Below are 23,157 nucleotides of genomic sequence, written 5' to 3'. Positions count from 1 at the left end.
AAAAGGAGATGTCTGCTGTGACATCTCCTTTTTCTTCATTGAATATATCGATTGCAACTCCAAATATATCAGCGATTTTCGAAATATATCGACTTAACGACAAGTATTGACAATAATCGCAACCTATATAAAGCGTGCCACTAAACCGTCATCTTCCAACTAGATAACGCTAACCAGTTCTCCATTTCCTTATAATCAGGCATTATCTTCCCGACAAGACGCCAAAAAGATCGATCATGATTTAAATGAACCATATGACACATTTCATGAACAACTACGTAATCAATTACTCGCTGTGGTGCCATTGCTAGCTTCCAATTGAATGTTAGCTGTAAATTTGAATCACAAGTTCCCCATGTGCGGCTACTATCTGTAATACGAATAGAACGCGGTTTTGTTTTGAAGTTACTTTGATGTGCTTTAATACTCTTCTCTACTAATGACTTACACTGCTTATAGTAAAATCGTTTTAACGCTTGTTGTATTTTCTCATCCTTAAGCTCTTCCACATAAATATGTAGCTTATCTCCTTCAAACACTGCACTGTCTTGCGTAATACTTACATCCTGAGAAATCTGTATCGGATACGTATTTCCTAAATACAGAAAGCCCTCTCCTTGATCATAATCCTTTTCCTGCGGTCCGAGTGCTCGCTCTTGCATTTCCTTACGTGTTTTCTGAATCCAATCCCATTTCTCCTCTAGCAACTGGACTAAGTATTCAACAGGTGTTCCCTTTGGAGCCTGCACTTCCACATTTCCGTACGAATCTACAAAAAGACGCACCGACTTTTTCTTCTTATAAGTTATATGAAAATTAATTGTCTCACCTAAATATGTATGTACCATTTCATCACCTAACGTATTATTTTACAAATAAAAAAGAGTAGGATACGAACGTCCTACTCTATCTATTATATCATTTACCGCTTTAACAAACTCATTACCCTCTATACTTTACACCTAATCCCTTAATAAAATTCCTTGCGTATCTATCGCCGCACTCTTTGTAATTTTTATGGCCTTTTTTTCTTAATAGGGCTCCTAGTTCTCCCTTTGTTACCGTAACGCCTACGCTATCTAATATATCAAGTACATCCTCACTCGTTAAAGATAGTGCAATTTTCATTTTCTTTAGAAGAAGGTTATTCGCACTCTCTTTGCTTTGTACAGGTGCCGGTTGTCCTGGTTTCGGATCTTGCTTGCCTCTTTTTAAAGTGATAAATCCATTGAAGAATGCCTCTAACATCATCATATCGCATGTTAATACGTACTCATCTTCGACCACATCATCATTTTCAGCTTCATGCTGAGGCGCTCTCTTTATTTTTGTAAGCATATCAACTACGTCTTCTTTCGTTACTTCCATCCCGCCAAGTTTAAAGATTTCTACCATATCTATATCTCTTATATCTAAAGCGTACCTTACTCTTTTTAATATATCGTTGTTGCTCATTGCCATTGTTTTTCCTCCTGAAATGTTGATTATAGTAATGCTTTTAGCATGTATAAATGAATGTCGTTAAGTTACTACTTTAACATTTTAGGGGGAGGTTTTGTAGTCTTAGGTGGATTAATGCTTGTGGGGAGTAATCCTAAGAAGAGGTTTGAATGCTTTTTGGGTCACCTTTACCTATATTATTTTTTTATAACAATACAGAGATGTTAATTATTATAATAGAGTAACAACATCTTAAGGGCTTTTAGCAAGTAATTTGTAAACTCTTTCTATGTTATGGATAAAAAACATACTTTATTTTTACGATTGGAGTTTGTTGTACATGTTAGAAAAAGGTTTAGACCAAATGAACAAAGTAGAATTAATGGACAAACATCTTGATTCTCATCAAGGAAAAATAACTAGTACCGAGATTTGTAACATCGTAATGTCCATTTTCAAATTTGATTTAACAACTAAACCTGTCCTATCAAAGGAATCGATAATGGCAGGAGCGGTTTCCTCAACTGAGAACATTGCTAAAATGGCCATAGATTCTACCCTCGCTCATTACGGAGAAAAGGTGACAGGAATAGAGATTCGCCAACTTATCAATCAAATTTTTGGCATTAACTTAGATGCGATATCCTCTTTAGAGGGAGCAAGAATTTCTTTATTTTCTAAAGAGCAGTGGGTTGTTCGAGATGAACAAGACTTATTTGTTGTTCATACTGGATTAGGAGATGTTGATGTGAAAATTTTCGCCACTGACTATTTTACTAAACAAACTGGATTAGAGGAGTTGCCAAAGACCCTACAGCAATCATTAACAAACTTTGGGTTCTCTTGCGATAAGGGAAACGGATATTATTATTACTCAAATCCATCTGAAGAAGCAATTCCAGATGCCTTTAAGGGGCAGATCATCGGAACAATCCTTAAGGTAATTCACGATTCATATCAGTCTTTATAAAAAAAATCATATAGGGAGACCCTATATGATTTTTTTTATCGGTGAATACAACAACTTTATTTTCCAAAAGACGATAAAAATTTAACTCTATCTCCCATAGGAGGAGTATTGTTATCGACTAAAGCGACTTCTAGAACTGCTGGTCCATTTGAATTCATTAAGCCGTTTATAACATCTTGATTGATATCTTCTAGTTCAGTGATTCTGTAACTTGGGATATTCATAGCTGCGGCCATTGCGCTAATATGTATGGATTCCTGTTCGAAGGATGGATGAGTCCTACGGAACTGTAGCGAGTGACCATGATATACCATCCCTAAACGGGCATTATTCATCACAACAAATAAAATTGGCAAATTATATTCCTTTGCCGTCAGTATTTCCATTCCGTGCATGAAGAAGCAACCATCACCCGTAATACATACAACAGGGCGCCCCGGTTCAGCCAGATTTGAACCAATCGCAGAACCAATCCCGCTTCCCATTGCGCCAAAATGCACGTTAATATTATAGGAATCAAAATCTATGACCTTCATGTGATGGATAACATACGCCATAAACTCACCAATATCAATGGTATACCTAGTAGTTGATGGTAAACATTTTTGAAGGATCAGGAGAACATTTTTCGTATTATATTCCTCCGTATTCTCTTCCTCTTTTTTCTTTTCAACGGTAAGCGCGGCGCTTTCCTTTTGCAACCCTAAAGCTTTTAATTCTTCTATTAATAATAATAAACTTAAATTTATATCGCCTAGTACTGGAATATCCACTTTGTACTTCCGATTAAAGACAGATTGGTCAAAATCCATTTGAACAGAGAAGCGATCTTTTATTAAGTTTCCATTATAATTATTTGTCGCAGTTTCTCCCAAGCTGGAGCCTACAACCAATAATGCTTTTCCATCACCCTCATTAATCAATGCGGAAGCAGCCTCATGACCAGCAAATCCAAACACTCCGACTAAAAGCGGATGTTCCTCAGGGATATATCCCTTTGCTTGTGGAGTTGTTATAATCGGCCATTTCAGCAGTTCTGCCAGCTCTATTAATGAATCAACAGAGTTTCTTATTCCCTGTCCTGCAAAAATATAACCTTTATCCCTTTTTACCAGCTCTCTAGCTGTTTCTTTTATTGTGCCTAGGTCAGGAACAATAGGAAGTCTTTTAGGAAGTGGCGGCATTTCAACACTTTCTATATTTTCGTGTTGAATATCAATCGGTATTGCAACATGGACAGGTCCTGGCACTCCGGATAGAGCAATTTCAATAGCTAGTGCGACTTCTTTAAGTACATCCTTTACATCATTAACCGTAACGCTATATTTTGTAACAGACCTAAAGACTGGTTCTACATCTAATTCTTGTGATGCATTCAAGCCTACCGTATTCATGGGTACAGCACCTGTAATAAATAAGACAGGTAAATGCTCTCGCATGGCATTAGCAGCACCAGTTACAAGATTTGTGGCACCTGGTCCGCTACAACCAATACATACACTTAGCTGGTTTGTGTATTTCGCATAAGCGGCGGCCATGTAGGATGCGGCACCTTCATGCTTTGCTACAATTGGTGTTAATTCAGGCATATCATACAACTCATCGAAAAACGCATTTACAGAACCGGCTGGAATACCAAATATATGTTGAACTTCATTAGCTATTAAATATTCTAATACATTTCGAGCTGCTCTCATATTTATTCCCCATTCATTTAAAAGTGATTTCTCTATTAAAAAGCTTTTCCATGTCTTCAGCTGTTATAGGACGACTGAAGAAATACCCTTGCATTAAATAACAATTTCGTGCAGATAAAAAGGCTACCTGTTCCTTTGTCTCAACACCTTCAGCAATAACGTCAAGATTCAAATTCTTAGCCAGCGTAATAATAGTATTCGTAATGGCTGCATCATCTTTTGTCATGTCTTGCACAAAGGATTTATCAATTTTTAATGTTGAAATAGGCAATTTTTTTAAATAACCTAAAGATGAATAACCAGTGCCAAAATCATCAATAGCGAGATTTATTCCTAGACCTTTTAATTTCTTCATTGTTTTTAAAGTTGATTCTGTATTTTTAACAATTAAATTCTCAGTGAGTTCTAGTTGTATATACCTCGGAGATAACTCTACTTTCTCTAACACATTTTTAACGACAGCAAATAAATCACTTTGTTCAAATTGACGTGCAGATAAATTCACGGACATACTAATTAATGGGAAACCTTGATCGTGCCATTTCTTTAATTGCTTGCAGGCCTCTTCCAGAACCCATTCACCTATTGGGACTATTAATCCCGTTTCTTCAGCTATTGGGATAAACTTATCAGGCGATATCATCCCATGTTCTCGATGGTTCCACCTAATTAAAGCCTCTACTCCCTCAATCTCATTCGTTTTACCATTTATTTGCGGTTGGTAATAGATTTCAAGTTCTTCTTGTTCCAAAGCCTTATACAAATCATTTTCTAGCTTGATGCTTTCAAAGGTTCTGGTATCCATTCCTTCACTGAAGAAATGATAACTGCTTCCTGATATTTCTTTAGATTTGTACATGGCTGTGTCTGCATTTTTAATTAAGATTTCAGTCGTATCACCGTTATCAGGAAATATACTAATACCAATACTCGTTTTCATATACATTTCATTTTCTACTAAATTAAATGGTTTTGAAAAAGAATCAATGACACGATTTACTACCTTTAACACTTCTTTTTCACTTTTGATATTGGGTAAATAGATAGTAAATTCATCCCCGCCCTGTCTCGATACCGTAGCACTTTTTGGGACACAGGCACTTAATCGATTTGCAACTTCTCGTAGTAATAGATCACCGAAGCTATGTCCAAGCGTATCATTAACAAATTTAAACCTGTCTAAATCTAAATACAGAACCGCTAATTTTTCAGCATGCAATTGAGCATATGTCAGCCCTTGGGTTAGCCTGTCCTTTAATAGAACTCTGTTAGGTAAATCTGTTAAACTATCAAAATAAGCATGATATTTTATTTCTTCCTCCATCTGTTTCCTTTGGGTTACATCTTTAAAGGTAATAACTTCTCCGACAATCTCGGTCCCTTCTTTTATAGAGGAAATAACATACTCCACCGGAAAGCAGGATTGATCTTTTCTAAAAAATTGCTCGGTTTTATCGTACAGACTCCAATTCTCATCACAACCTGAGGCCACCTGCTTTTTCTGTCCTGTTTCAATTCCGTTGAAAACCATACTGGATGGTTTTCCTATTAGTTCATTTTCCATATCATAACCTAACATGGAGGCACCCGCTGGGTTACAAAAGGTTATATTCCCATCAAGGTCTAAACCAAAAATCCCTTCCCCAGCAGAATTGAGAATCAATTCTTTCTCACGGCTAAGCTGTTGCAATTCAGTTATTACTCGCTCCAATTCCTTATTTTTCACAGTAATTTCTGAGGTTCTCTCTTCGATAATGACTTCCTGTTTTTCCATATATAAAAGGTTTGATAGCGTGGAGGTAGTTGCATCGACAATAGATTGTGACAGCTGTATTTGTGCTTCAGAATAATTGAAATTACTATCACCTAGATTGACTACAGATATTTGTCCTAATACCTCTCCCATTGAAACCAATGGCAGCATCAAGAGTCCCTTCATGTCAAAATTACGACAAACATCATGGTTTGGCCGCGAATCTGTATAAACATCTGGAATCCAGATTGATTTTTTTGTCTTAATAACCTCTTGCGTGACTCTATCATTGCTTTGATCAAATTGTATCTTATCGTGTGTCTTCATCCAGTCTTCTTCTGTCCATTCGGAATCTTTACTTAATTTCACTGGTTTAATTCTTTTCTCCGCTAAAGGCTCTAGTAAATGAACTCCGATATTATAATTACCTAAAACCTTTCCCAAATATGAAAAACAAGTGTCAAGACTCTCCTGCATAGAGGAACACATAGATAGATCCCGTGTCACATCAAGCAAAAGCTGTTTTTCAGCAATAAGGTTTACCTTATGAGTTAAATTGTTCGCATTTTGAATGGCAACGGCCGCCATATTCACATATGCCTCAACCGTTTGAATTTCTGACTCTGTTAAATTCATGGGAATTCCATAATCAAATAAAAAAACTAGACCAAATAACTCTTCTTCAAAAGAGATAGGAAGTACGAATAAAGATTTAATTCGAAACCCTTCCACTGCTCTCGGATCCGGCCTACTATCCTTTGATGTATCCGGTATATAGATGGCTTTTTTTGTTTCAATTACTTCTTTCGCCAGCAAATCAATATCTGTATCAATGACATGCATATCCAGTGTCCATCCATTAATAACTTCTGGTTTTCCTACATATCCCCTAAACGTCCCATCTTCCTGCGGCAAATATATACCAACAGAATCGCATTGAACGATTTCTTCAGAAATTGCTATTGTGACTTGCTCTAAAACTTCACGTAAATCTAACTTTGTATTAATCATTTTAGTTATATTCGCAAGTCGAGAATACCTTGTTTGTTCCTTCAACATAAAAACGAACTCCATTTCATTGAAAATATATATTTATATTCAAACTTAAATTCTTATTTAAAACTAATCAATACTATAAGTTTGCTATGTAATTATTGTTAATTCGACAAAATATTTCATATTTCTCACTATTATAATGTTTTTTATAGATTTAATATAGGAATTGTTTGCATAATCATTTAATATTTTTATTACTCAGTTGCGAGATACATACATTGTCATTACTAAAGGTCATACATTTTTTTTCAGCAACAAAAATTCATTTACTTATAATACAACTCAGCTTACTTAAAATGAAGCAAATACCACTCTATTTAGGTAAAAATGTACAACATTACTTATTACTTTTTTAATATATTAAAACAAAAAACAGATGGGAATTCCTACTCATCTGAGTCAAGATTCCCATCTGTCTATTCAAACTATCCCTATATGCCAGTCACAAACTCCACATACACGGAAATACAAAACTGCTGGTTGGTTCAATACGTTTATAAAACTGTTTTCTTTCTATCGTTATCTACAACAGAAGTCAAAACTAAATAAAGTGAAACTTTAATCAGTGGGGGTTTTCTTCATCCCCCACCTAACTTCTTTGCTTTCGCTGAATTTTGAGGTGGGGGTCTTACTGCCCATTAAAGCGGGATAAACAGAATCCATTTCCCTCTACTTCAGAGAGTTACACCGTTTCACTACTTTCTACCGCATTTACACTCGCCTCAAACTTATCAAGTAATGCGCGTACTTCATCAGTTGATTTTGTACTCATCAATTGATTTCTTAGTTCAGCAGCTCCTGGGAAGCCTTTTACATAAATTTTGAAGAAGCGATGTAGTCCTGTGATAGAGCGTGGTAATACTTCTGCATATTGATCTTGCAGATTAAGTTGTAGTCTTAAAAGATCTAAATGTTCTTTACTGCTATGCTCTCTTGGCTCTTTTTCGAAAGCAAACGGATTTTTAAAGATACCTCGTCCAATCATAACACCATCAATGCCGTATTTTTCAGCAAGTTCCAGTCCGACTTTACGGTCAGGAATGTCTCCGTTGATTGTTATTAGCGTATTTGGTGCGATACGGTCACGTAATTTTTTAATTTCCGGAATTAGTTCCCAATGCGCATCCACTTGGCTCATTTCTTCTCTTGTACGTAAGTGAATAGAAAGGTTTGCGATATCTTGTTTGAAAATATGCGTTAACCAATCTTCCCATTCACTTAACTCTTTAAAGCCAAGTCGTGTTTTTACGCTGACAGGTAATCCGCCCGCTTTTGCTGCTTGAATAAGCTCTGCCGCAACTTCTGGACGTAGAATAAGGCCACTACCTTTTCCTCTTGATGCTACGTTCGGTACAGGGCAACCCATATTAATATCGATGCCTTTAAATCCTAACTCTGCCATGCCAATACTCATTTGGCGGAAGTATTCAGGATTATCTCCCCAAATATGCGCCACGATCGGTTGTTCATCTTCTGTAAAAATTAAACGACCACGTACACTTTTCATACCCTCTGGATGACAATAGCTATCCGAGTTTGTGAACTCTGTGAAGAATACATCTGGGCGACCAGCTTCACTTACTACATGACGGAAAACAACGTCTGTCACATCTTCCATTGGTGCAAGTACAAAAAATGGTCGTGGTAAATCACGCCAAAAATTATCTATCATTTCAAATTCAAATCCTCTCAATATGAATGCAATTTCAAATTCTCAATAAACCAAAAAGCAGATGGTATAGATTTTCCTATATCAACTGCTTTCCTATTATACCAACTTAAGCCAAGCCACACACTCCACATGAGTTGTATGCGGGAACATATCAACAGGTTGTACTTCCTGCGTTTTATATCCGCCTTCTTCTAGTACTTTTAAGTCACGTGCTAATGTTGCTGGATTGCATGATACGTATACGACGCGTTTCGGTTTCATGTCGATGATTGTGTTTAGTAGTGCCTCATCACAACCTTTACGCGGTGGATCTACGACCATTGTGTCAGCGATTACGCCTTCTTTGTACCATTTCGGAATGACTACTTCTGCTTCTCCTACACCAAATTCAGCGTTTGTCATGTTGTTTAGTGCTGCGTTTCGGTTTGCGTCTTCGATTGCTTCTGGAACAATTTCAACACCGTACACTTTTTTCGCTTTTTGCGCTAGGAATAAGGAGATTGATCCAATTCCACAATAGGCATCAATTACTGTTTCGTTACCATCTAATTTTGCGTATTCTAACGTTTTATCGTATAACACTTTCGTTTGTTCTGGATTTACTTGATAGAATGAACGTGCTGAAATTGCAAATTTAATGTCACCGATAAAGTCATAAATGTATTCTGATCCGTACAGTACTGTAGTTGTGTCTCCGAAGATTACGTTTGTACGTTTCGTGTTTACGTTTTGAACAATCGATTTTACTTCTGGGAATTTTGAAGCAATTTCTTCAATGATTGCTTCTTTGTTTGGTAATTCTGCCGTACGAGTAATGAAGACAAGCATAATTTCCCCTGTTACTTGTCCGTAACGAGCCATTACGTGGCGAAGTGTTCCTTTATTACGCTCTTCGTTGTATGCCGAAATACCGTGTTTTTCACAAATACGTTTTACTTCCTGGATTAATGTATCGTTTTCTTCTGCCTGAATTAAACATGATTCCATATTAATGATGTCATGTGTTCCTTGGCGATAGAAGCCAGCTACAAGACCACCTTCACGTTCTCCAATTGGTACTTGTGCTTTGTTACGGTATACCCATGGGTTCTTCATGCCAAGTACAGAATGCACAGGAACATCGCTTAATCCGCCAATGCGCTGCATAACGTCACGTACTTGTTTTTCTTTCGCTTGTAATTGTCCTTCATATGTTAAGTGCTGAAGCTGACAACCGCCGCACTGATTGTACACTGGGCATTCTGCATCTTTACGATATGGGCTTTCTGTATGAAGTTTCATTAAACGACCAAATGCGAAGTTTTTCTTCACTTTAATAATTTTAATTTGTGCTTCTTCACCTGGTAATCCGTTTTTAACGAAAATAGGATAGCCCTTTACTTTCGCAACACCGGCACCATCATGTGTTAAATCTTCAAATACTACATCTATAAACTCATTTTTCTCAACTGGTGGCGTCATTTTTGTACTCATTTTCCGACCTCTCTTTTTCATAACACTGCGTTACATTTTATCATACTTATATGGTCTATTTCTATCGGAAGAAAAAAAGCTATTGACGATAGTTCTCTGTTAATGTTACGCTACTACTAATTTAATACGGACGATGTTACCTCATATATATTCGATAATATGGATCGAGAGTTTCTACCCGGCAACCTTAAATTGCTGGACTATGGGGAAAACTAATGAATATTAGCCTATGTGCAAAAAAGGACTCATATTGATTAGCTTTCTCTCATAGATGAAAGTGAATCCATATGGGTCTTTTTTTATTTTTATTTTTCTAAAAGGTCAGACATCTTACGTATGACATAAAACCTCTTTGTTTTATTTTTAGTAATATAACGAGCGTTTTATGTACAAACTTTATACGAACTTCTGAAAGGGGCAACTACATGCAATATGTAATGAGCATTATCGGTATTCTTGTCGTTTTAGGTTTATGCTTTGCTTTGTCAAACAATAGAAGTAAAATCAACTTCCGTGCAATTGCTATTATGATTGGTTTTCAAATTTTAATCGGTTGGTTTATGTTTGGCACAAAGATTGGTCAACAAATCATTATTTTCATTGGTAAAGTTTTCAACAAACTAATTAAACTTGGTACGACAGGTGTCGATTTTCTCTTTAACGGAATTCAAAGAGATTTTGTCTTTTTCTTAAACGTACTATTAATTATCGTATTTTTCTCAGCACTACTTTCTATCTTTAGTTATTTAGGTGTTTTACCATTCATCGTTCGCGTTGTCGGCGGTGCAATTTCAAAAATTACTGGTTTACCACGCGTCGAGTCATTCCACGCAGTAAACTCTGTATTCTTCGGTTCAAGTGAAGCATTAATCGTTATTAAAAATGATTTACAACATTTCAATAAAAACCGTATGTTTATCATTTGTTGTTCTGCGATGAGCTCAGTTTCTGCTTCTGTTACAGCATCATACGTAATGATGTTAGATGCAAAATATGTACTAGCAGCTCTTCCGCTAAACTTATTCTCAAGCTTGATCGTTTGTTCGCTATTAACACCAGTTGATACGAAGAAAGAAGATGAAGTGATTCAAAAATTTGATAGAACTTTATTCGGTGACAGCTTTATCGGTGCAATGATTAACGGTGCGCTTGATGGTTTAAAAGTAGCCGGTATCGTTGCCGCATTAATGATTGCCTTCATCGGTGTGATGGAAGTTGTAAACTACGTAATTAGCGCAGCTTCAGGTGCAATGGGATATGCTGTTACTTTACAACAAATTTTCGGTTATATACTTTCTCCATTCGCATTCTTAATGGGTATTCCAACTCAAGATATTATCCCAGCTGGTGGTATTATGGGTACGAAGATTGTATTAAACGAGTTTGTAGCAATCCTTGATTTAAAAGATGTTGCATCAACATTATCTCCACGTACAGTTGGAATCGTTACAGTATTCTTAATTAGCTTCGCAAGTATTAGCCAAATTGGTGCGATTGTTGGTACAATCCGTGCCCTTTCTGAAAAACAAGGAAGCATCGTTTCTAAATTTGGTTGGAAAATGTTATTTGCATCCACACTTGCTTCTATCTTATCTGCAACAATCGCTGGATTATTTATTTAATAAAAAACTCCACCTTACTTCTCCTTTTTCAAAAGGAAATTTAGGTGGAGTTTTTTTATTTTCTTCTATATGTATTTTCATGTAAACTTCACCAGAAAAATATAAAGGGTTTTTCCGAATTATTCCAAAAATGTATTCCCCTATATATTCTATAATGATATGATGTACAAGGGTATAATTCAAATTTTTTAAAATCGAAAATTTGAGTTAGTGTCATTTATGCGAATGATGATTTCATGACATAATTGATGATAATTAAAACACAATAGAAGGATGATAGAATGAAAAAATATACATATATCGCTTTACTTTCTTCTGCTATTCTCGTAGGTTGTAACACTAGTAGCACTAGTGATAAACAAATAAAAGAAGCAACGGCGAAACAAACAGTTGAACAAAAAAAAGCGAAAGCAGTGGAACTTCCTTTAACACAAGGAACTATTACATGGGATCCATATGAATATAACGCACAAAACACCACGCTTTATACAAAAGATTTAAGAGACTCATTCACACAAGTACGTTACAATATTTGGCGTACTGCTGATGGTCCTGAAAGCAAACAAACTTTTACTTCACAAGAAAAAGAACGTAACTTTGCCCTCCCACTACATTTAAAATCATTTCATTTAAAACGTGGCGAATTTCAAATTGAAACAGTAGGAATCAAAGAAGATCATACTGAAACAAATCTAGTAACATCTAAAATTACATTCCAGCAAAGTGTACCCGTATTAATGTACCATGCGATTGAAAAATACCCTGGACCAAGTGATGGGGATTATGGATTATACGTACCACCTGAGCAATTCGAAAAACATATGCAACATTTAAAAGATAACGGTTATACGATGCTTACATTCGAACGTTGGAGTGATATAAATCGTGTAAACAAACCTGTTTTTGTAACGATGGATGATGGTCGAAAAAATAATATGAACGCTCTTCATATTTTACAAAAATTAAAGGATGATAGATTTCACCCTATGGCTACTGAATTTCTTACTGCAAATGAGATAGACAAACCAAATCGTCTATCAACAGATGAGATAAAACAAATGATGGATTCAGGCATTTTTTCTATTCAATCACATACTGCTAATCATACGATGATGGCTCATTCAAGTAATTATGATGAGGAATTACGTAGTTCGAAAGAAAAAATCGAAGCCCTTACTGGTAAAAAGGTCATCGCTCTCGCCTATCCAGTAGGTTCTTATAATGACCTAGCTGTTGAAGAAACAAAAAAACATTATGAGTTCGCAGTAACTACTGATCACGGCAATCACATTACAAAAGGAATGCCAAACGAACAGTACTTAATTAAACGCCATTTTGTAGGCCCTAATACATCGATGGAAAAATTCATATCTCTTATAAAGTAAAACTTTAATTAGTGGAGGATTTGTTCACCCCCACTAATTATTAGCCCTCACCAATCGGGCTTTTACAAGCAGTTGCTCCCCCCACCTAACCTCTTTGCTTTTGCTGAATTCTGAGGTGGGATCTTACTGCCCGTTAATTCGGGATAAAGTAAACTTCACTAGAAGACGAACGAATAGATTTATTGAAAGTTACTAACCTATCTCATTACTAAAATGATATGATGAACAAGGGTATGTCCCCACCTCTCTTACAGCGGTGGGGATTTTAAATACGTATGCAACATAATACACAATAGAAGGTGATTTTATGAGAAAATATGCAGCAATCGCTTTATGTACGTCTGCCATTTTAGCTAGCTGTAACAGTAGCAATGTAAGTCCTGAACCTAAAAAAGAGAAAAAGGTTCAAGAGACTAAGAAACAAGAAGTGACCGTACAAGAACAAGGTAAAATTTCTTATCACCCAATTACACACGAATCTACGAATACTACTATTCATATGACAGATATAAAGGATACTTTAACTGAGGTACAATATAAAATTTGGCGCACCGCTGATGGAAAGGAACACACTAAATCTTTTTCTTCTAAAGAAAAGGAGAAACAATTTACACTTCCTTTTGACATAAAAGAATTTGAAGGAAAACGCGGTGAATTTCAAGTTGATGCAATAGGAGTGACAGAGGATGGGAAAACCATTCCACTCACTAAATCTGCTATTACTTTCGAGCAAAAGGTTCCCGTTCTTATGTACCATGCAATTGATGATTATCACGGACAAGGTATTAAAGATTTATTCGTATCCCCCGCTAACTTTGAAGCCCAAATGAAGTATTTAAAGGACAATGGTTATACATTACTAACTTTTGAACGTTGGGGCGATATAAATAAAGTGAATAAACCTATCTTTGTTACATTTGATGACGGTATGAAAAATAATATGAATGCATTTCATATTTTGCAAAAACTAAAAGACGATACGTTTAAACCAACGGCAACAGAATATATGATCGTTAATAATGTTGATGCTGAAGGATCTCTTTCTACATCTGACATAAAAGAAATGGTCGATTCCGGCATTTTCTCCATGCAATCTCATACTGCAACGCATGCAGACTTACCGAAGATTACAAACTATGAAGAAGAATTAAAGGGATCGAAAGAAAAGCTAGAAAAAATAACAGGTAAGCCCGTTATCGCAGTTGCTTATCCATTCGGTCATGTCGATGATAAAGTCGTTGCAGAAACGAAGAAATATTATCAGTTCGCGACGACAACAAAACCCGGAAAATTCATTACAAAAGGTGAACCCGATGAATTATTAAAAATGAAACGTGTTCGCATACACAATTCGACGACTGTGGAACAATTTGCTTCTTCAATTAAATAACGATGAGAGCTCAATATATTTTGAGCTCTCTTTTTACGCTATATTTATATATATTTTTTGAATTTTCTTGTATTATATATAGTAAGAAATCTTTCAAATTAAAGGAGATTATACATATGTCATTTGAACAAACGTTAGAGAAATATGCTGCCCTTGCAGTCAATGTTGGTGTTAATATTCAACCAGGACAAACATTATCAATTAGTGCACCTCTTGAAGCTGTACAATTTGTACGCCTCGTTACAGAAAAAGCATATAAATCTGGTGCAAAACACGTATATGTGGATTGGAATGATGAGACGTTAACACGCTTAAAGTTCGATCTAGCTCCTGAAGAAGCATTCGCTGAGTTCCCATCTTGGAAAGCACACGCTCGTGAAGAATTAGCAAAAGAAGGCGCTGCATTTATGTCTATTTATGCAGAAAACCCGGATTTATTAAAAGGTGTAGAAGCAACGCGTATTGCAACAGCTCATAAAGTAGCTGGGGAAGCAATGAAAGTATACCGTGATTACGTACAAACTGATAAAGTAAGCTGGTGTGTCATTTCTGTCCCTACGAAAGAATGGGCTGCGAAAGTATTCCCTGACGTTGCGCCAGAAGAACAAGAAGCAAAACTATGGGATGCTATTTTTAAAGCTACTCGTGCTGATTTAGAAAATCCTGTGGAAGCATGGAAAGAACACGATGAAACGTTACATACAAAAGTTGATTACTTAAACGAAAAGCATTATAAAGCTCTTCACTATACAGGTCCTGGAACAGATTTAACAATCGAACTTCCAGAAAAGCATGTATGGGCTGGTGCTGGTAGCTTAAATGAAAAGAACGTACCATTTATGGCGAATATTCCAACTGAAGAAGTGTTTACAATGCCACTTAAAACAGGTGTAAACGGCCAAGTATCTAGCACAAAACCGTTAGCATTTGCAGGTAACATTATCGATAACTTCACGTTAACATTTGAGAACGGACGTATCGTAGATTATAAAGCTGAAACTGGTGAAGAGGCTTTAAAACATTTAGTAGAAACAGATGAAGGTTCTCACTTCTTAGGAGAAGTAGCTTTAGTACCTCACGATTCACCGATTTCAAACACAAATGTTTTATTCTACAATACGCTGTTTGATGAAAACGCATCTTGCCACCTTGCAATCGGAAGTGCTTATGCATTCAACTTAGTTGGCGGAAAAACAATGTCTAAAGAAGAACTTGCTGAAAACGGAGCAAATACTAGTATTACACACAACGACTTCATGATCGGATCAGCTGAGCTTGATATCGATGGTATTACAGATGATGGAAGACATGAACCAATCTTCCGTAAAGGTAACTGGGCATTTTAATATAAATAAAAGGCTATCTTCCACACCGGAAGATAGCCTTTTATGATGCCGATGAAACCTTAAGTCCAATTACTCCTAAAACAATAAAGAGAATACAAAATGCTTGGAATAAGCTAATGTGTTCTTTAAAGAAATACACGCTAATGATTGTAATAAGTAATGTTCCTACACCAGACCAAATGGCATAAGCGATACTTAAATGAATTTTTTTGACAACGATAGCAAATACGCTGAAACAAATTCCATAAAACACGAAAATTAGTACACTTGGAACGAGCTTTGTTAAACCGTTTGATAATTTCATCGCAATTGTTCCAGCTACTTCAAAAATAATTGTTACGAGTAATAATAGCCAATATACCATACTAGAATCTCCTTCTCTGTTACCTTATAGAGATTCTAGTATACTACTTATAGTCCTAATGAAATATATTTAATTTCTAAATATTCCTCGATACCGAAATGGCCTCCCTCGCGGCCAATACCACTCTCTTTAAAGCCACCGAACGGTGCTTGTGCAACTGATGGAAGACCATCATTCAATCCGATAATGCCGTACTCTAATGCTTCACTAATTTGGAATGCTTGACTAATATCTTTTGTAAAAATATATGCAGCTAAACCGTATGGTGTATTATTTGCACGTTCAATTACTTCTTCAACCGTTTTAAATTTTGCAACTGGTGCAACTGGACCGAATGTTTCTTCATTCATACAAAGCATCATATCGTTCGCCAATCCAATTACAGTTGGTTGCATAAAGTGTCCATCTAGCTCTGCAACCTTTTGGCCACCATATAAAACTGTTCCACCTTGTTTAATAGCATCTTCGATATGTTCCTGTACTTTCGAAACTGCATTCTCGTCAATAAGTGGTCCTACAGTCGTTCCGTCACCGAAACCGTCTCCTACTTTCAACTGCCCTACTGCCTTTTGGAACTTCTCTGCAAATACTTCATACACTTCTTCCTGAACAAATACTCGGTTTGTACATATACACGTTTGTCCTGCGTTACGGAATTTCGAACCGATTACCGCCTCTACCGCTTTATCTAAGTCCGCATCGTTCATAACAATAAACGGCGCATGACCACCTAACTCAAGTGAAACTTTTTTCATCGTTTGTGCAGCACTGGCCATTAATTCTTTCCCAATTTCTGTTGATCCTGTGAAGGAAACTTTTCGAACACGTCCATCTTCCATCCACGTATCAGCGATTGCTTTCGCACTGCCTGTTACAATATTTATTACGCCTTTTGGAATATCCGCTTCATGAGCTAATTCAGCTAATTTCAACGCAGTTAACGGCGTTTGACTTGCAGGTTTTACAACTGCCGTACATCCTGCTGCAAGTGCCGGAGCTACCTTTCTCGTAATCATAGCGGCCGGGAAATTCCAAGGTGTAATAGCTGCCATAACCCCAACTGGTTGCTTCATAACTAAAATACGTTTATTCGGATGAGAAGCAGGAATCATTTCACCGTATACGCGTTTTCCTTCTTCTGCATACCATTCAACAAAGCTATTTGCATAATTCACTTCACCAAGTGCTTCTGCAAATGGCTTTCCTTGTTCTCTCGTCATGATCGCTGCAATCTCTTCTTTATTTTCATCGATAAGTGTGAACCATTTTTTCAACTTCACTGCACGGTCTGCTGCCGTTAACTTAGACCATGATTTAAAAGCTTCATGAGCAGCATCAACAGCTTGCTTTGCCTCTGTTACCCCGCCCTTTGGTACTGTCGCAAATATTTCCTTCGTTGCTGGATTATTTACTTCGATTTGTTCTTGCAATGTAATCCACTCACCATTTATATACATCGCCTTTTTCTCTACATTTACGAACGTCGCTTTTTTATCCAATGTTTTCTTCCTCCTCTATAAGTTTCTTTATTTTCCTAGTGGCAGCAGATTGACTTATTTTTAAAAACTCCGCTACTTTATAACTCGATCCATATGTTTTATATGCTTTCAAAATAATATTCCGTTCTACTTCTTCTAACATTTTATAGAGACTTTGACCGGACTGTTCAACCGTTGATTCTTGCATCGCTATTGGCAAGTCTTCTATCGTAATGATATCATCAGCAGTTATAACAATTCGCTCAATCACATTTTCTATTTCTCTATTATTTCCTTCCCATGGGTAACCAACAAACATTTGCAATGTGCTAGGTGCTAATTTTACATTTCGGCCATATTTCTCGTTAAAGTGCTGTAAATAATGATAAATGAGCGGCAAAATGTCTTCCGTTCTTTCCCGGAGTGGCGGAATTAAAATTGGAATGACATTCAGACGATAATATAAATCTTTCCTGAATGTTCCTTGTTTCACCATCATACTTAAATCTCGATTTGTTGCTGCTACAATTCTAACATCCACTTTTTTTAATTCTCTTCCGCCAATAGGGCGAAACGTTTTTTCTTGCAACACTTGCAAAAGCTTCGCTTGAATTTCAAGCGGCATTTCGCCAATTTCATCTAAGAAAAGAGTTCCTTTATGCGCGGATTCTAATAGTCCCTTTTTCCCTTCACGATTCGCACCCGTAAAAGATCCACCTGAGTATCCAAAAAGCTCTGATTCAATTAAATTCGTTGGCAATGCCGCACAGTTAATTTCATAGAAACTTTCATTCTTCCGGTTACTCACTTCATGTAAATGACGTACTAATCGACTCTTCCCTACTCCTGTCTCACCTAAAACGAGAACTGTACTATCTACCACAGATACTTTCTTAATTGTCTCAACTATTTTTTGCATAGCGATACTTTTAAAAATAAGTCCTTCATGCTCATACGTTTCTCTTAATTCTTTTTTATATGTTTTTAACTGATTATCCATTTCCTCTACCTTTTGACGTAATTGGTAGAGTTCTGTAAGATCACGAGAGTAACTGATTACTCTTCTTAAATTTCCCTCATCGTCAAAAACAGGCCTCGTACGAACATGTAAATACTCTCCTGATTTTGTCGTTTGAACGAGTTCAATCGGTCTCTTTTTTTCAATTACTTCTAACGTTGCTGATGGATAAAAGATACCATCCTTCTGCAATTCTTTCACATGCTTACCTACTAACTCTTTAGCAGCTAGTTGATAGTGCCTTTCACATGTACTATTTACACGCACAACGATTCCCTTTTCGTCAGTTACAAAAATTTCGTCAAACGCATATTCAAATACATCTTGTAAATCCATTAACATTCGTTCCTTTTCTGCAACCATCCTAGCCACCCCTAACTTCCAACCCATCAATTCACTTCACTACCTTTATTATAAAGTGAATTTTCTGCATTTTATATAGAGTCAGCTAGAATGTTTGCGATTTATTATTTAGCTTTTAAACACGAGCAATATTTGCTTTTTCATAACAGACTTGCAATGATTCTTCAATGATTGTTAATCCTTCTTCAAGTTGCTCATCTGTAATAACTAATGGCATTAACACACGAACCACATTACCGTATGTCCCTGCTGATAGTAGAAGTAATCCGCGTTTGTTTGCTTCTGCGCACAAGTTAGCTGTTAACGTTTTATCAGGTGCTTTCGTCTTACGATCTTGAACGAGCTCGAATGCACACATTGCTCCTAAACCACGCACATCACCAATGCAATTATATTTATTTTTCATCTCTTCGAATCGGTTCATTACGACTTTTCCTAATTCTATCGCTCTATCATTTAAATTCTCTTTTTCTATTACATCAAGTACTGCCAATGCTGCCGCACATCCTAGTGGGCTTCCTGCGTACGTTCCACCAAGCTCTCCCGGTGCAGACTCATTCATAATTTCTTTACGTCCAATAACACCACTAATCGGTACACCAGCACCTAACGATTTAGATACCGTAATTAAATCTGGAACGACATTATAATGATCAATGGCAAAGTACTTTCCTGTACGGCTAAATCCTGTTTGAATCTCATCCGCTACAAATAAGATGCCGTGTTCTGAACAAATATTGCGTACTGCTTGCACAAACTTCTTACTTGGAACGATAAATCCACCTTCCCCTTGAACAGGTTCCATTACAACGGCTGCAATTGTTTCTGGTGCTACTTCTGATATGAAGAAATTCTTAAACTCTTCAATCATAAAGTCATCGTACTGCTCTTCCGTTAATCCTTCTGGGCGGCGATATTCGTACGGGAATGGTGCTTTATAGACTTCAGGCGCAAATGGGCCAAATCCAAATTTATATGGTTTTACTTTACTTGTCATCGTCATTGTCATTAATGTACGCCCGTGGAATCCTTTAGAAAACGCGATAATACCAGGTCTTCTTGTATATTTACGCGCGATTTTCACGGCGTTCTCAACTGCTTCTGCACCACTATTTAAAAATAGTACTTGCTTATCAAAACTTCCCGGCGCTAATGCCGCAAGTTTTTCTGCTAATTCAATATATGGCTCATACATCATGACATTAAATCCAGTATGAATGTATTGATCTACTTGTTTATGGAGCGCCTCTTTAACAGCTGGATGACAATGCCCTACGTTAATTGTTCCGATTGCTCCCGCGAAATCAATGTACTGATTGCCATCAACATCTGTTACAAGAGCACCATTTGCAGATTGTACAAACGTTGGGATGCCGTTACTTACTCCTTTTGGTACTATATTTTGGCGGCGTTCTAATAAAGACGCTGCTTTCGGTCCAGGAATTTGTTCATTTACTTTAGCAAATTTTTTTGTGTTCATTACGTACCCCATCCTTTTCTTTACATTGTTTTCTCTTTACATTGCAAAATGTATGCCAACATTCTTTTCTAGCATTCATCCTACATGCCTTCTATTTCAGCATAAAAAATAAGTCTATAAAGACTCATTGAGAGTCCCAATAGACTTATTTTTCTTACACATTAGACTTTCCTTGTTCCCAAATAAACTCACCTGAATGAGAAATAAAATCCCCAACAGATTGTACTACTAAATCCGCAAGTGGTTCTAACGTTTGACGATCTCCTGTACCAGATAGTACTCCAATTGCATAGCACTCGCCGCCATTTTTCGCTAAATGTAAATCAGTTGGAGTATCTCCTACGACCGCTACTTCACACGCCTCTAAATGAAACCTTTCACAAAACGATTCTACAATTCTTTTATCTGGTTTTTGTGCCGGAAACGTATCTGAAGCTACAACATAATCAAAATAAGTCTCTAATTGATACTGTTTTAAAAATAATTCTGTCGGTGCGAAATCATCAGCTGTAACAACGCCTAAAATAAATCCTCTATCCTTTAAACTTTGTAAAATTCTTGGTAAATCTGCCGTCATTCTCATATAGGAACGGTGCTCGTACATAAGGGAAAATAATTTTTCACTTACCCACTCATGCATCTCTTCTTCCTTAGATGACGTAATATACTTACAAAGCCCTTTTGCAACATCAAGGCTTGTTCCTGCCGCTATTGCGCTACGAGGGTTCACAAATACCCCATCTACACCGATCTCTTTTAATAAAGTAGGCTGCATTGACTTTGGAAGTTGATATAAATTTATACATTCTGCCACCAGTTCTTCAGCTACTTTTATCCAAATTGAGTGAAAATCCATTAACGTCCCGTCTTTATCAAATAGTATTGCTTTTACCTTCTCCATAGCACCCTACCTCTCGTTTCTTATCTCCTCCAGTGTATCAATAAAGTATGGATATAACATAAACGAATTGTAAAAATACCATAAAAATCAAACTAACTTCCAATTTACAATTCCTCTATATAATAAAAAGGATGCCTTTACAGGGCATCCTCTTGATGTTCAGGAACAAATAGTTCAAGACAATGATATATATTTTCGAATTCCATCGGTGCATCTCCACCGTATTCACCGTCTAAATTAATCATTAGTTTATCTGGTGAATGCACTTTAATTCGGTTTGCTTGCGTGTATAACACTTTTGGATTGTTAATATGTTCACCACGCTGCGCTTGTGTTGCAGCTTTAATTAAGTCAGCAATAGAACCTTTTTTCAGTACTAATAAATCAAATAACCCATCGTTAATTGATGCATATGGTGCTACCTTTTCAAAACCGCCCACTGAACGAGTATTCGTAATTAAAAACATCGTAATTTCTTCTTGTAGCAACTTTCCATCATACTCGATTTCAACATATGTTGGATGTAATGATGGTAACATTTCGATTCCTTTTAAATAGTAAGCAAGTTGGCCTAATACTGTCTTTAGCTTACTTGGTACTTCATATGTTAATTCTGTAATACGGCCGCCACCAGCGATATTAATGAAATATGTATCATTTGCTCTACCAAGATCTAACGGAACTGTTTTCCCTTCACAAATAATATCCGCAGCCTCTTCAATAACACGAGGTACACCGATCGCACGCGCAAAATCATTTGTCGTTCCAACTGGAATAATTCCAAACTTTGGACGATGTTCATGTCCTACTAAACCGTTCACCACTTCATTTAATGTACCATCACCACCAGCTGCGATAACAACATCAAACTTACGATCCGCAGCTTGCCTCGCAGCCACAGTCGCATCTCCAGGACCAGTTGTCGCATGACAAGACGCTTCATATCCAGCTTGTTCTAATTTTTGTAATACTTCCGGTAAGCTCTTCTTAAATAGCTCGCGCCCAGAAGTAGGATTATAAATAATTCTTGCTCGCTTCATCATTTATTAGCACAGGAAATTTCTTTATGTATCAAAAAAGAACATACCGAACTTCTATTCAGTATTCCCATGCCTACCTCCTCTCATCTTCCTATCCTTCTTTTATCTCGCTCAAACAGGCAGTAAGAACCCGATTCGTGTAGTCCATCAAAAGTAAATATTCATTTCAATGGTTTTGTTTTATTTGACAAAAAATTTATGTCCATCTATTTCCTCACAACAATTTACATATAACGAATAATAATTATCTATTATTTCATGAGATGAAAAAAAACCTCTATGTCTAGATTTATCATTATTCCCACCTTTTTGCAACTATCATACCATAGTTGCTATACAAACATTTTTACACTTTTGACAGTTAATCAAACGTTTGTTTAAACGATCTTCTCTCATTTAAACAAACGTTTGATTAACCTAGAAAAACACCCATGTACGGGTGTTTTTCTGCTTAATCTTTAAAAGTTGTTACTATTATCGCTTATTAATCTCTTCAAGTAAGATTTTGTTAACAAGCGGTGGATTAGCTTGTCCTTTTGTAGCTTTCATAATTTGACCAACTAAGAAGCCAATTGCACGGTCTTTACCGTTTTTAAAGTCTTCGATAGATTGTTCATTGTTATCAAGAATTTCTGTTACAACTTTACGAAGTGTACCCTCGTCAGAAATTTGAACAAGACCTTTCGCTTTAACGATTTCTTCTGGGTCT

Annotated in this window: 17 protein-coding genes, 1 pseudogene and 1 riboswitch; of the genes and pseudogenes, 5 read left to right on the top strand and 13 right to left on the bottom strand. The window is 36.6% G+C overall.

Annotated elements, in window-relative coordinates; genetic code table 11:
• Positions 1 to 140 precede the first annotated feature (140 nt).
• Both MR113_RS07865 and MR113_RS07860 read right to left on the bottom strand, forming a co-directional pair.
• Positions 141 to 848 carry a M48 family metallopeptidase gene (locus tag MR113_RS07865; protein ID WP_242253175.1) on the bottom strand — a complete coding sequence of 236 codons (708 nt, stop codon included), beginning with the start codon at positions 846 to 848 and terminating at the stop codon, positions 141 to 143.
• 94 nt (positions 849 to 942) lie between these two features.
• Positions 943 to 1,461, bottom strand: a complete 519-nt coding sequence (locus MR113_RS07860) for a YehS family protein (protein WP_242243103.1) — start codon at positions 1,459 to 1,461, stop codon at positions 943 to 945.
• Positions 1,462 to 1,780: 319 nt separating this feature from the next.
• Here MR113_RS07860 and MR113_RS07855 point away from each other — a divergent pair, with 319 nt between their 5' ends.
• Positions 1,781 to 2,410: a hypothetical protein gene (locus MR113_RS07855; RefSeq protein WP_242253174.1), complete on the top strand. Its 630-nt coding sequence runs from the start codon at positions 1,781 to 1,783 to the stop codon at positions 2,408 to 2,410.
• Positions 2,411 to 2,466: 56 nt separating this feature from the next.
• On the opposite strand, the gene MR113_RS07850 is transcribed toward MR113_RS07855, so the two are convergent.
• From MR113_RS07850 to rlmD, 4 genes are all read right to left on the bottom strand, one after another.
• Positions 2,467 to 4,107: a thiamine pyrophosphate-binding protein gene (locus MR113_RS07850; protein ID WP_242253171.1), complete on the bottom strand. Its 1,641-nt coding sequence runs from the start codon at positions 4,105 to 4,107 to the stop codon at positions 2,467 to 2,469.
• Positions 4,108 to 4,120: 13 nt separating this feature from the next.
• Complete coding sequence (locus MR113_RS07845; RefSeq protein WP_097865335.1) at positions 4,121 to 6,919, bottom strand: EAL domain-containing protein; 2,799 nt, start codon at positions 6,917 to 6,919, stop codon at positions 4,121 to 4,123.
• 679 nt (positions 6,920 to 7,598) lie between these two features.
• The gene (locus MR113_RS07840; protein ID WP_242253168.1) at positions 7,599 to 8,588 is read right to left on the bottom strand and encodes a tRNA dihydrouridine synthase; all 990 of its coding nucleotides are present in this window, start codon (positions 8,586 to 8,588) and stop codon (positions 7,599 to 7,601) included.
• A 96-nt stretch (positions 8,589 to 8,684) separates the two neighbouring features.
• Positions 8,685 to 10,061, bottom strand: coding sequence for a 23S rRNA (uracil(1939)-C(5))-methyltransferase RlmD (rlmD, locus tag MR113_RS07835; protein WP_242253163.1), 1,377 nt, complete (start codon positions 10,059 to 10,061; stop codon positions 8,685 to 8,687).
• A 121-nt stretch (positions 10,062 to 10,182) separates the two neighbouring features.
• Positions 10,183 to 10,284: riboswitch (purine riboswitch) on the top strand.
• 202 nt (positions 10,285 to 10,486) lie between these two features.
• Between rlmD and MR113_RS07830 the strand changes: the two genes are divergently transcribed.
• The 4 genes from MR113_RS07830 to MR113_RS07815 all read left to right on the top strand — a co-directional run bounded on the left by MR113_RS07830 (position 10,487) and on the right by MR113_RS07815 (position 15,804).
• Complete coding sequence (locus tag MR113_RS07830) at positions 10,487 to 11,683, top strand: NupC/NupG family nucleoside CNT transporter (protein ID WP_001200509.1); 1,197 nt, start codon at positions 10,487 to 10,489, stop codon at positions 11,681 to 11,683.
• A 281-nt stretch (positions 11,684 to 11,964) separates the two neighbouring features.
• Positions 11,965 to 13,068, top strand: coding sequence for a polysaccharide deacetylase family protein (locus MR113_RS07825; RefSeq protein WP_242253152.1), 1,104 nt, complete (start codon positions 11,965 to 11,967; stop codon positions 13,066 to 13,068).
• A 307-nt stretch (positions 13,069 to 13,375) separates the two neighbouring features.
• Positions 13,376 to 14,458 carry a polysaccharide deacetylase family protein gene (locus tag MR113_RS07820; RefSeq protein ID WP_242253150.1) on the top strand — a complete coding sequence of 361 codons (1,083 nt, stop codon included), beginning with the start codon at positions 13,376 to 13,378 and terminating at the stop codon, positions 14,456 to 14,458.
• Positions 14,459 to 14,574: 116 nt separating this feature from the next.
• Positions 14,575 to 15,804 carry an aminopeptidase gene (locus tag MR113_RS07815; protein ID WP_242253148.1) on the top strand — a complete coding sequence of 410 codons (1,230 nt, stop codon included), beginning with the start codon at positions 14,575 to 14,577 and terminating at the stop codon, positions 15,802 to 15,804.
• A gap of 40 nt (positions 15,805 to 15,844) precedes the next feature.
• On the opposite strand, the gene MR113_RS07810 is transcribed toward MR113_RS07815, so the two are convergent.
• The 7 genes and pseudogenes from MR113_RS07810 to MR113_RS07780 all read right to left on the bottom strand — a co-directional run.
• Positions 15,845 to 16,168 carry a DMT family transporter gene (locus MR113_RS07810; protein ID WP_000263262.1) on the bottom strand — a complete coding sequence of 108 codons (324 nt, stop codon included), beginning with the start codon at positions 16,166 to 16,168 and terminating at the stop codon, positions 15,845 to 15,847.
• A 47-nt stretch (positions 16,169 to 16,215) separates the two neighbouring features.
• Complete coding sequence (gene gabD, locus MR113_RS07805; RefSeq protein WP_242253146.1) at positions 16,216 to 17,667, bottom strand: NADP-dependent succinate-semialdehyde dehydrogenase; 1,452 nt, start codon at positions 17,665 to 17,667, stop codon at positions 16,216 to 16,218.
• The gene (locus tag MR113_RS07800) at positions 17,660 to 19,027 is read right to left on the bottom strand and encodes a sigma-54 interaction domain-containing protein (RefSeq protein ID WP_242253144.1); all 1,368 of its coding nucleotides are present in this window, start codon (positions 19,025 to 19,027) and stop codon (positions 17,660 to 17,662) included. Before MR113_RS07800 ends, gabD begins: the two co-directional genes overlap by 8 nt.
• 115 nt (positions 19,028 to 19,142) lie before the next feature.
• Positions 19,143 to 20,507 carry a 4-aminobutyrate--2-oxoglutarate transaminase gene (gene gabT / locus MR113_RS07795; protein ID WP_242253125.1) on the bottom strand — a complete coding sequence of 455 codons (1,365 nt, stop codon included), beginning with the start codon at positions 20,505 to 20,507 and terminating at the stop codon, positions 19,143 to 19,145.
• A gap of 154 nt (positions 20,508 to 20,661) precedes the next feature.
• Positions 20,662 to 21,408, bottom strand: a complete 747-nt coding sequence (locus tag MR113_RS07790; RefSeq protein ID WP_242253123.1) for an HAD family hydrolase — start codon at positions 21,406 to 21,408, stop codon at positions 20,662 to 20,664.
• Positions 21,409 to 21,545: 137 nt separating this feature from the next.
• The gene (locus tag MR113_RS07785) at positions 21,546 to 22,451 is read right to left on the bottom strand and encodes a diacylglycerol kinase (protein ID WP_242253121.1); all 906 of its coding nucleotides are present in this window, start codon (positions 22,449 to 22,451) and stop codon (positions 21,546 to 21,548) included.
• 471 nt (positions 22,452 to 22,922) lie between these two features.
• Positions 22,923 to 23,157 (bottom strand): annotated as a pseudogene (locus tag MR113_RS07780) (Asp-tRNA(Asn)/Glu-tRNA(Gln) amidotransferase subunit GatB); the annotation flags it as partial.

Source organism: Bacillus cereus group sp. BfR-BA-01379 (assembly GCF_022663605.1).
GTDB lineage: Bacteria > Bacillota > Bacilli > Bacillales > Bacillaceae_G > Bacillus_A > Bacillus_A mobilis.
Note: the sequence above shows the minus strand (reverse complement) of the source record. Positions and strands in the feature narration are given on the sequence as shown.

Coding starts and splice junctions, on each gene's coding strand:
- MR113_RS07845 (WP_097865335.1), bottom strand. CDS start 6,919: ATGTTGAAGGAACAAACAAGGTATTCTCGACTTGCGAATATAACTAAA.
- rlmD (WP_242253163.1), bottom strand. CDS start 10,061: ATGAGTACAAAAATGACGCCACCAGTTGAGAAAAATGAGTTTATAGAT.
- MR113_RS07850 (WP_242253171.1), bottom strand. CDS start 4,107: ATGAGAGCAGCTCGAAATGTATTAGAATATTTAATAGCTAATGAAGTT.
- MR113_RS07865 (WP_242253175.1), bottom strand. CDS start 848: ATGGTACATACATATTTAGGTGAGACAATTAATTTTCATATAACTTAT.
- MR113_RS07815 (WP_242253148.1), top strand. CDS start 14,575: ATGTCATTTGAACAAACGTTAGAGAAATATGCTGCCCTTGCAGTCAAT.
- MR113_RS07820 (WP_242253150.1), top strand. CDS start 13,376: ATGAGAAAATATGCAGCAATCGCTTTATGTACGTCTGCCATTTTAGCT.
- MR113_RS07860 (WP_242243103.1), bottom strand. CDS start 1,461: ATGGCAATGAGCAACAACGATATATTAAAAAGAGTAAGGTACGCTTTA.
- MR113_RS07810 (WP_000263262.1), bottom strand. CDS start 16,168: ATGGTATATTGGCTATTATTACTCGTAACAATTATTTTTGAAGTAGCT.
- MR113_RS07825 (WP_242253152.1), top strand. CDS start 11,965: ATGAAAAAATATACATATATCGCTTTACTTTCTTCTGCTATTCTCGTA.
- MR113_RS07855 (WP_242253174.1), top strand. CDS start 1,781: ATGTTAGAAAAAGGTTTAGACCAAATGAACAAAGTAGAATTAATGGAC.
- MR113_RS07785 (WP_242253121.1), bottom strand. CDS start 22,451: ATGATGAAGCGAGCAAGAATTATTTATAATCCTACTTCTGGGCGCGAG.
- MR113_RS07800 (WP_242253144.1), bottom strand. CDS start 19,027: ATGGTTGCAGAAAAGGAACGAATGTTAATGGATTTACAAGATGTATTT.
- MR113_RS07840 (WP_242253168.1), bottom strand. CDS start 8,588: ATGATAGATAATTTTTGGCGTGATTTACCACGACCATTTTTTGTACTT.
- MR113_RS07830 (WP_001200509.1), top strand. CDS start 10,487: ATGCAATATGTAATGAGCATTATCGGTATTCTTGTCGTTTTAGGTTTA.
- gabT (WP_242253125.1), bottom strand. CDS start 20,507: ATGAACACAAAAAAATTTGCTAAAGTAAATGAACAAATTCCTGGACCG.
- MR113_RS07790 (WP_242253123.1), bottom strand. CDS start 21,408: ATGGAGAAGGTAAAAGCAATACTATTTGATAAAGACGGGACGTTAATG.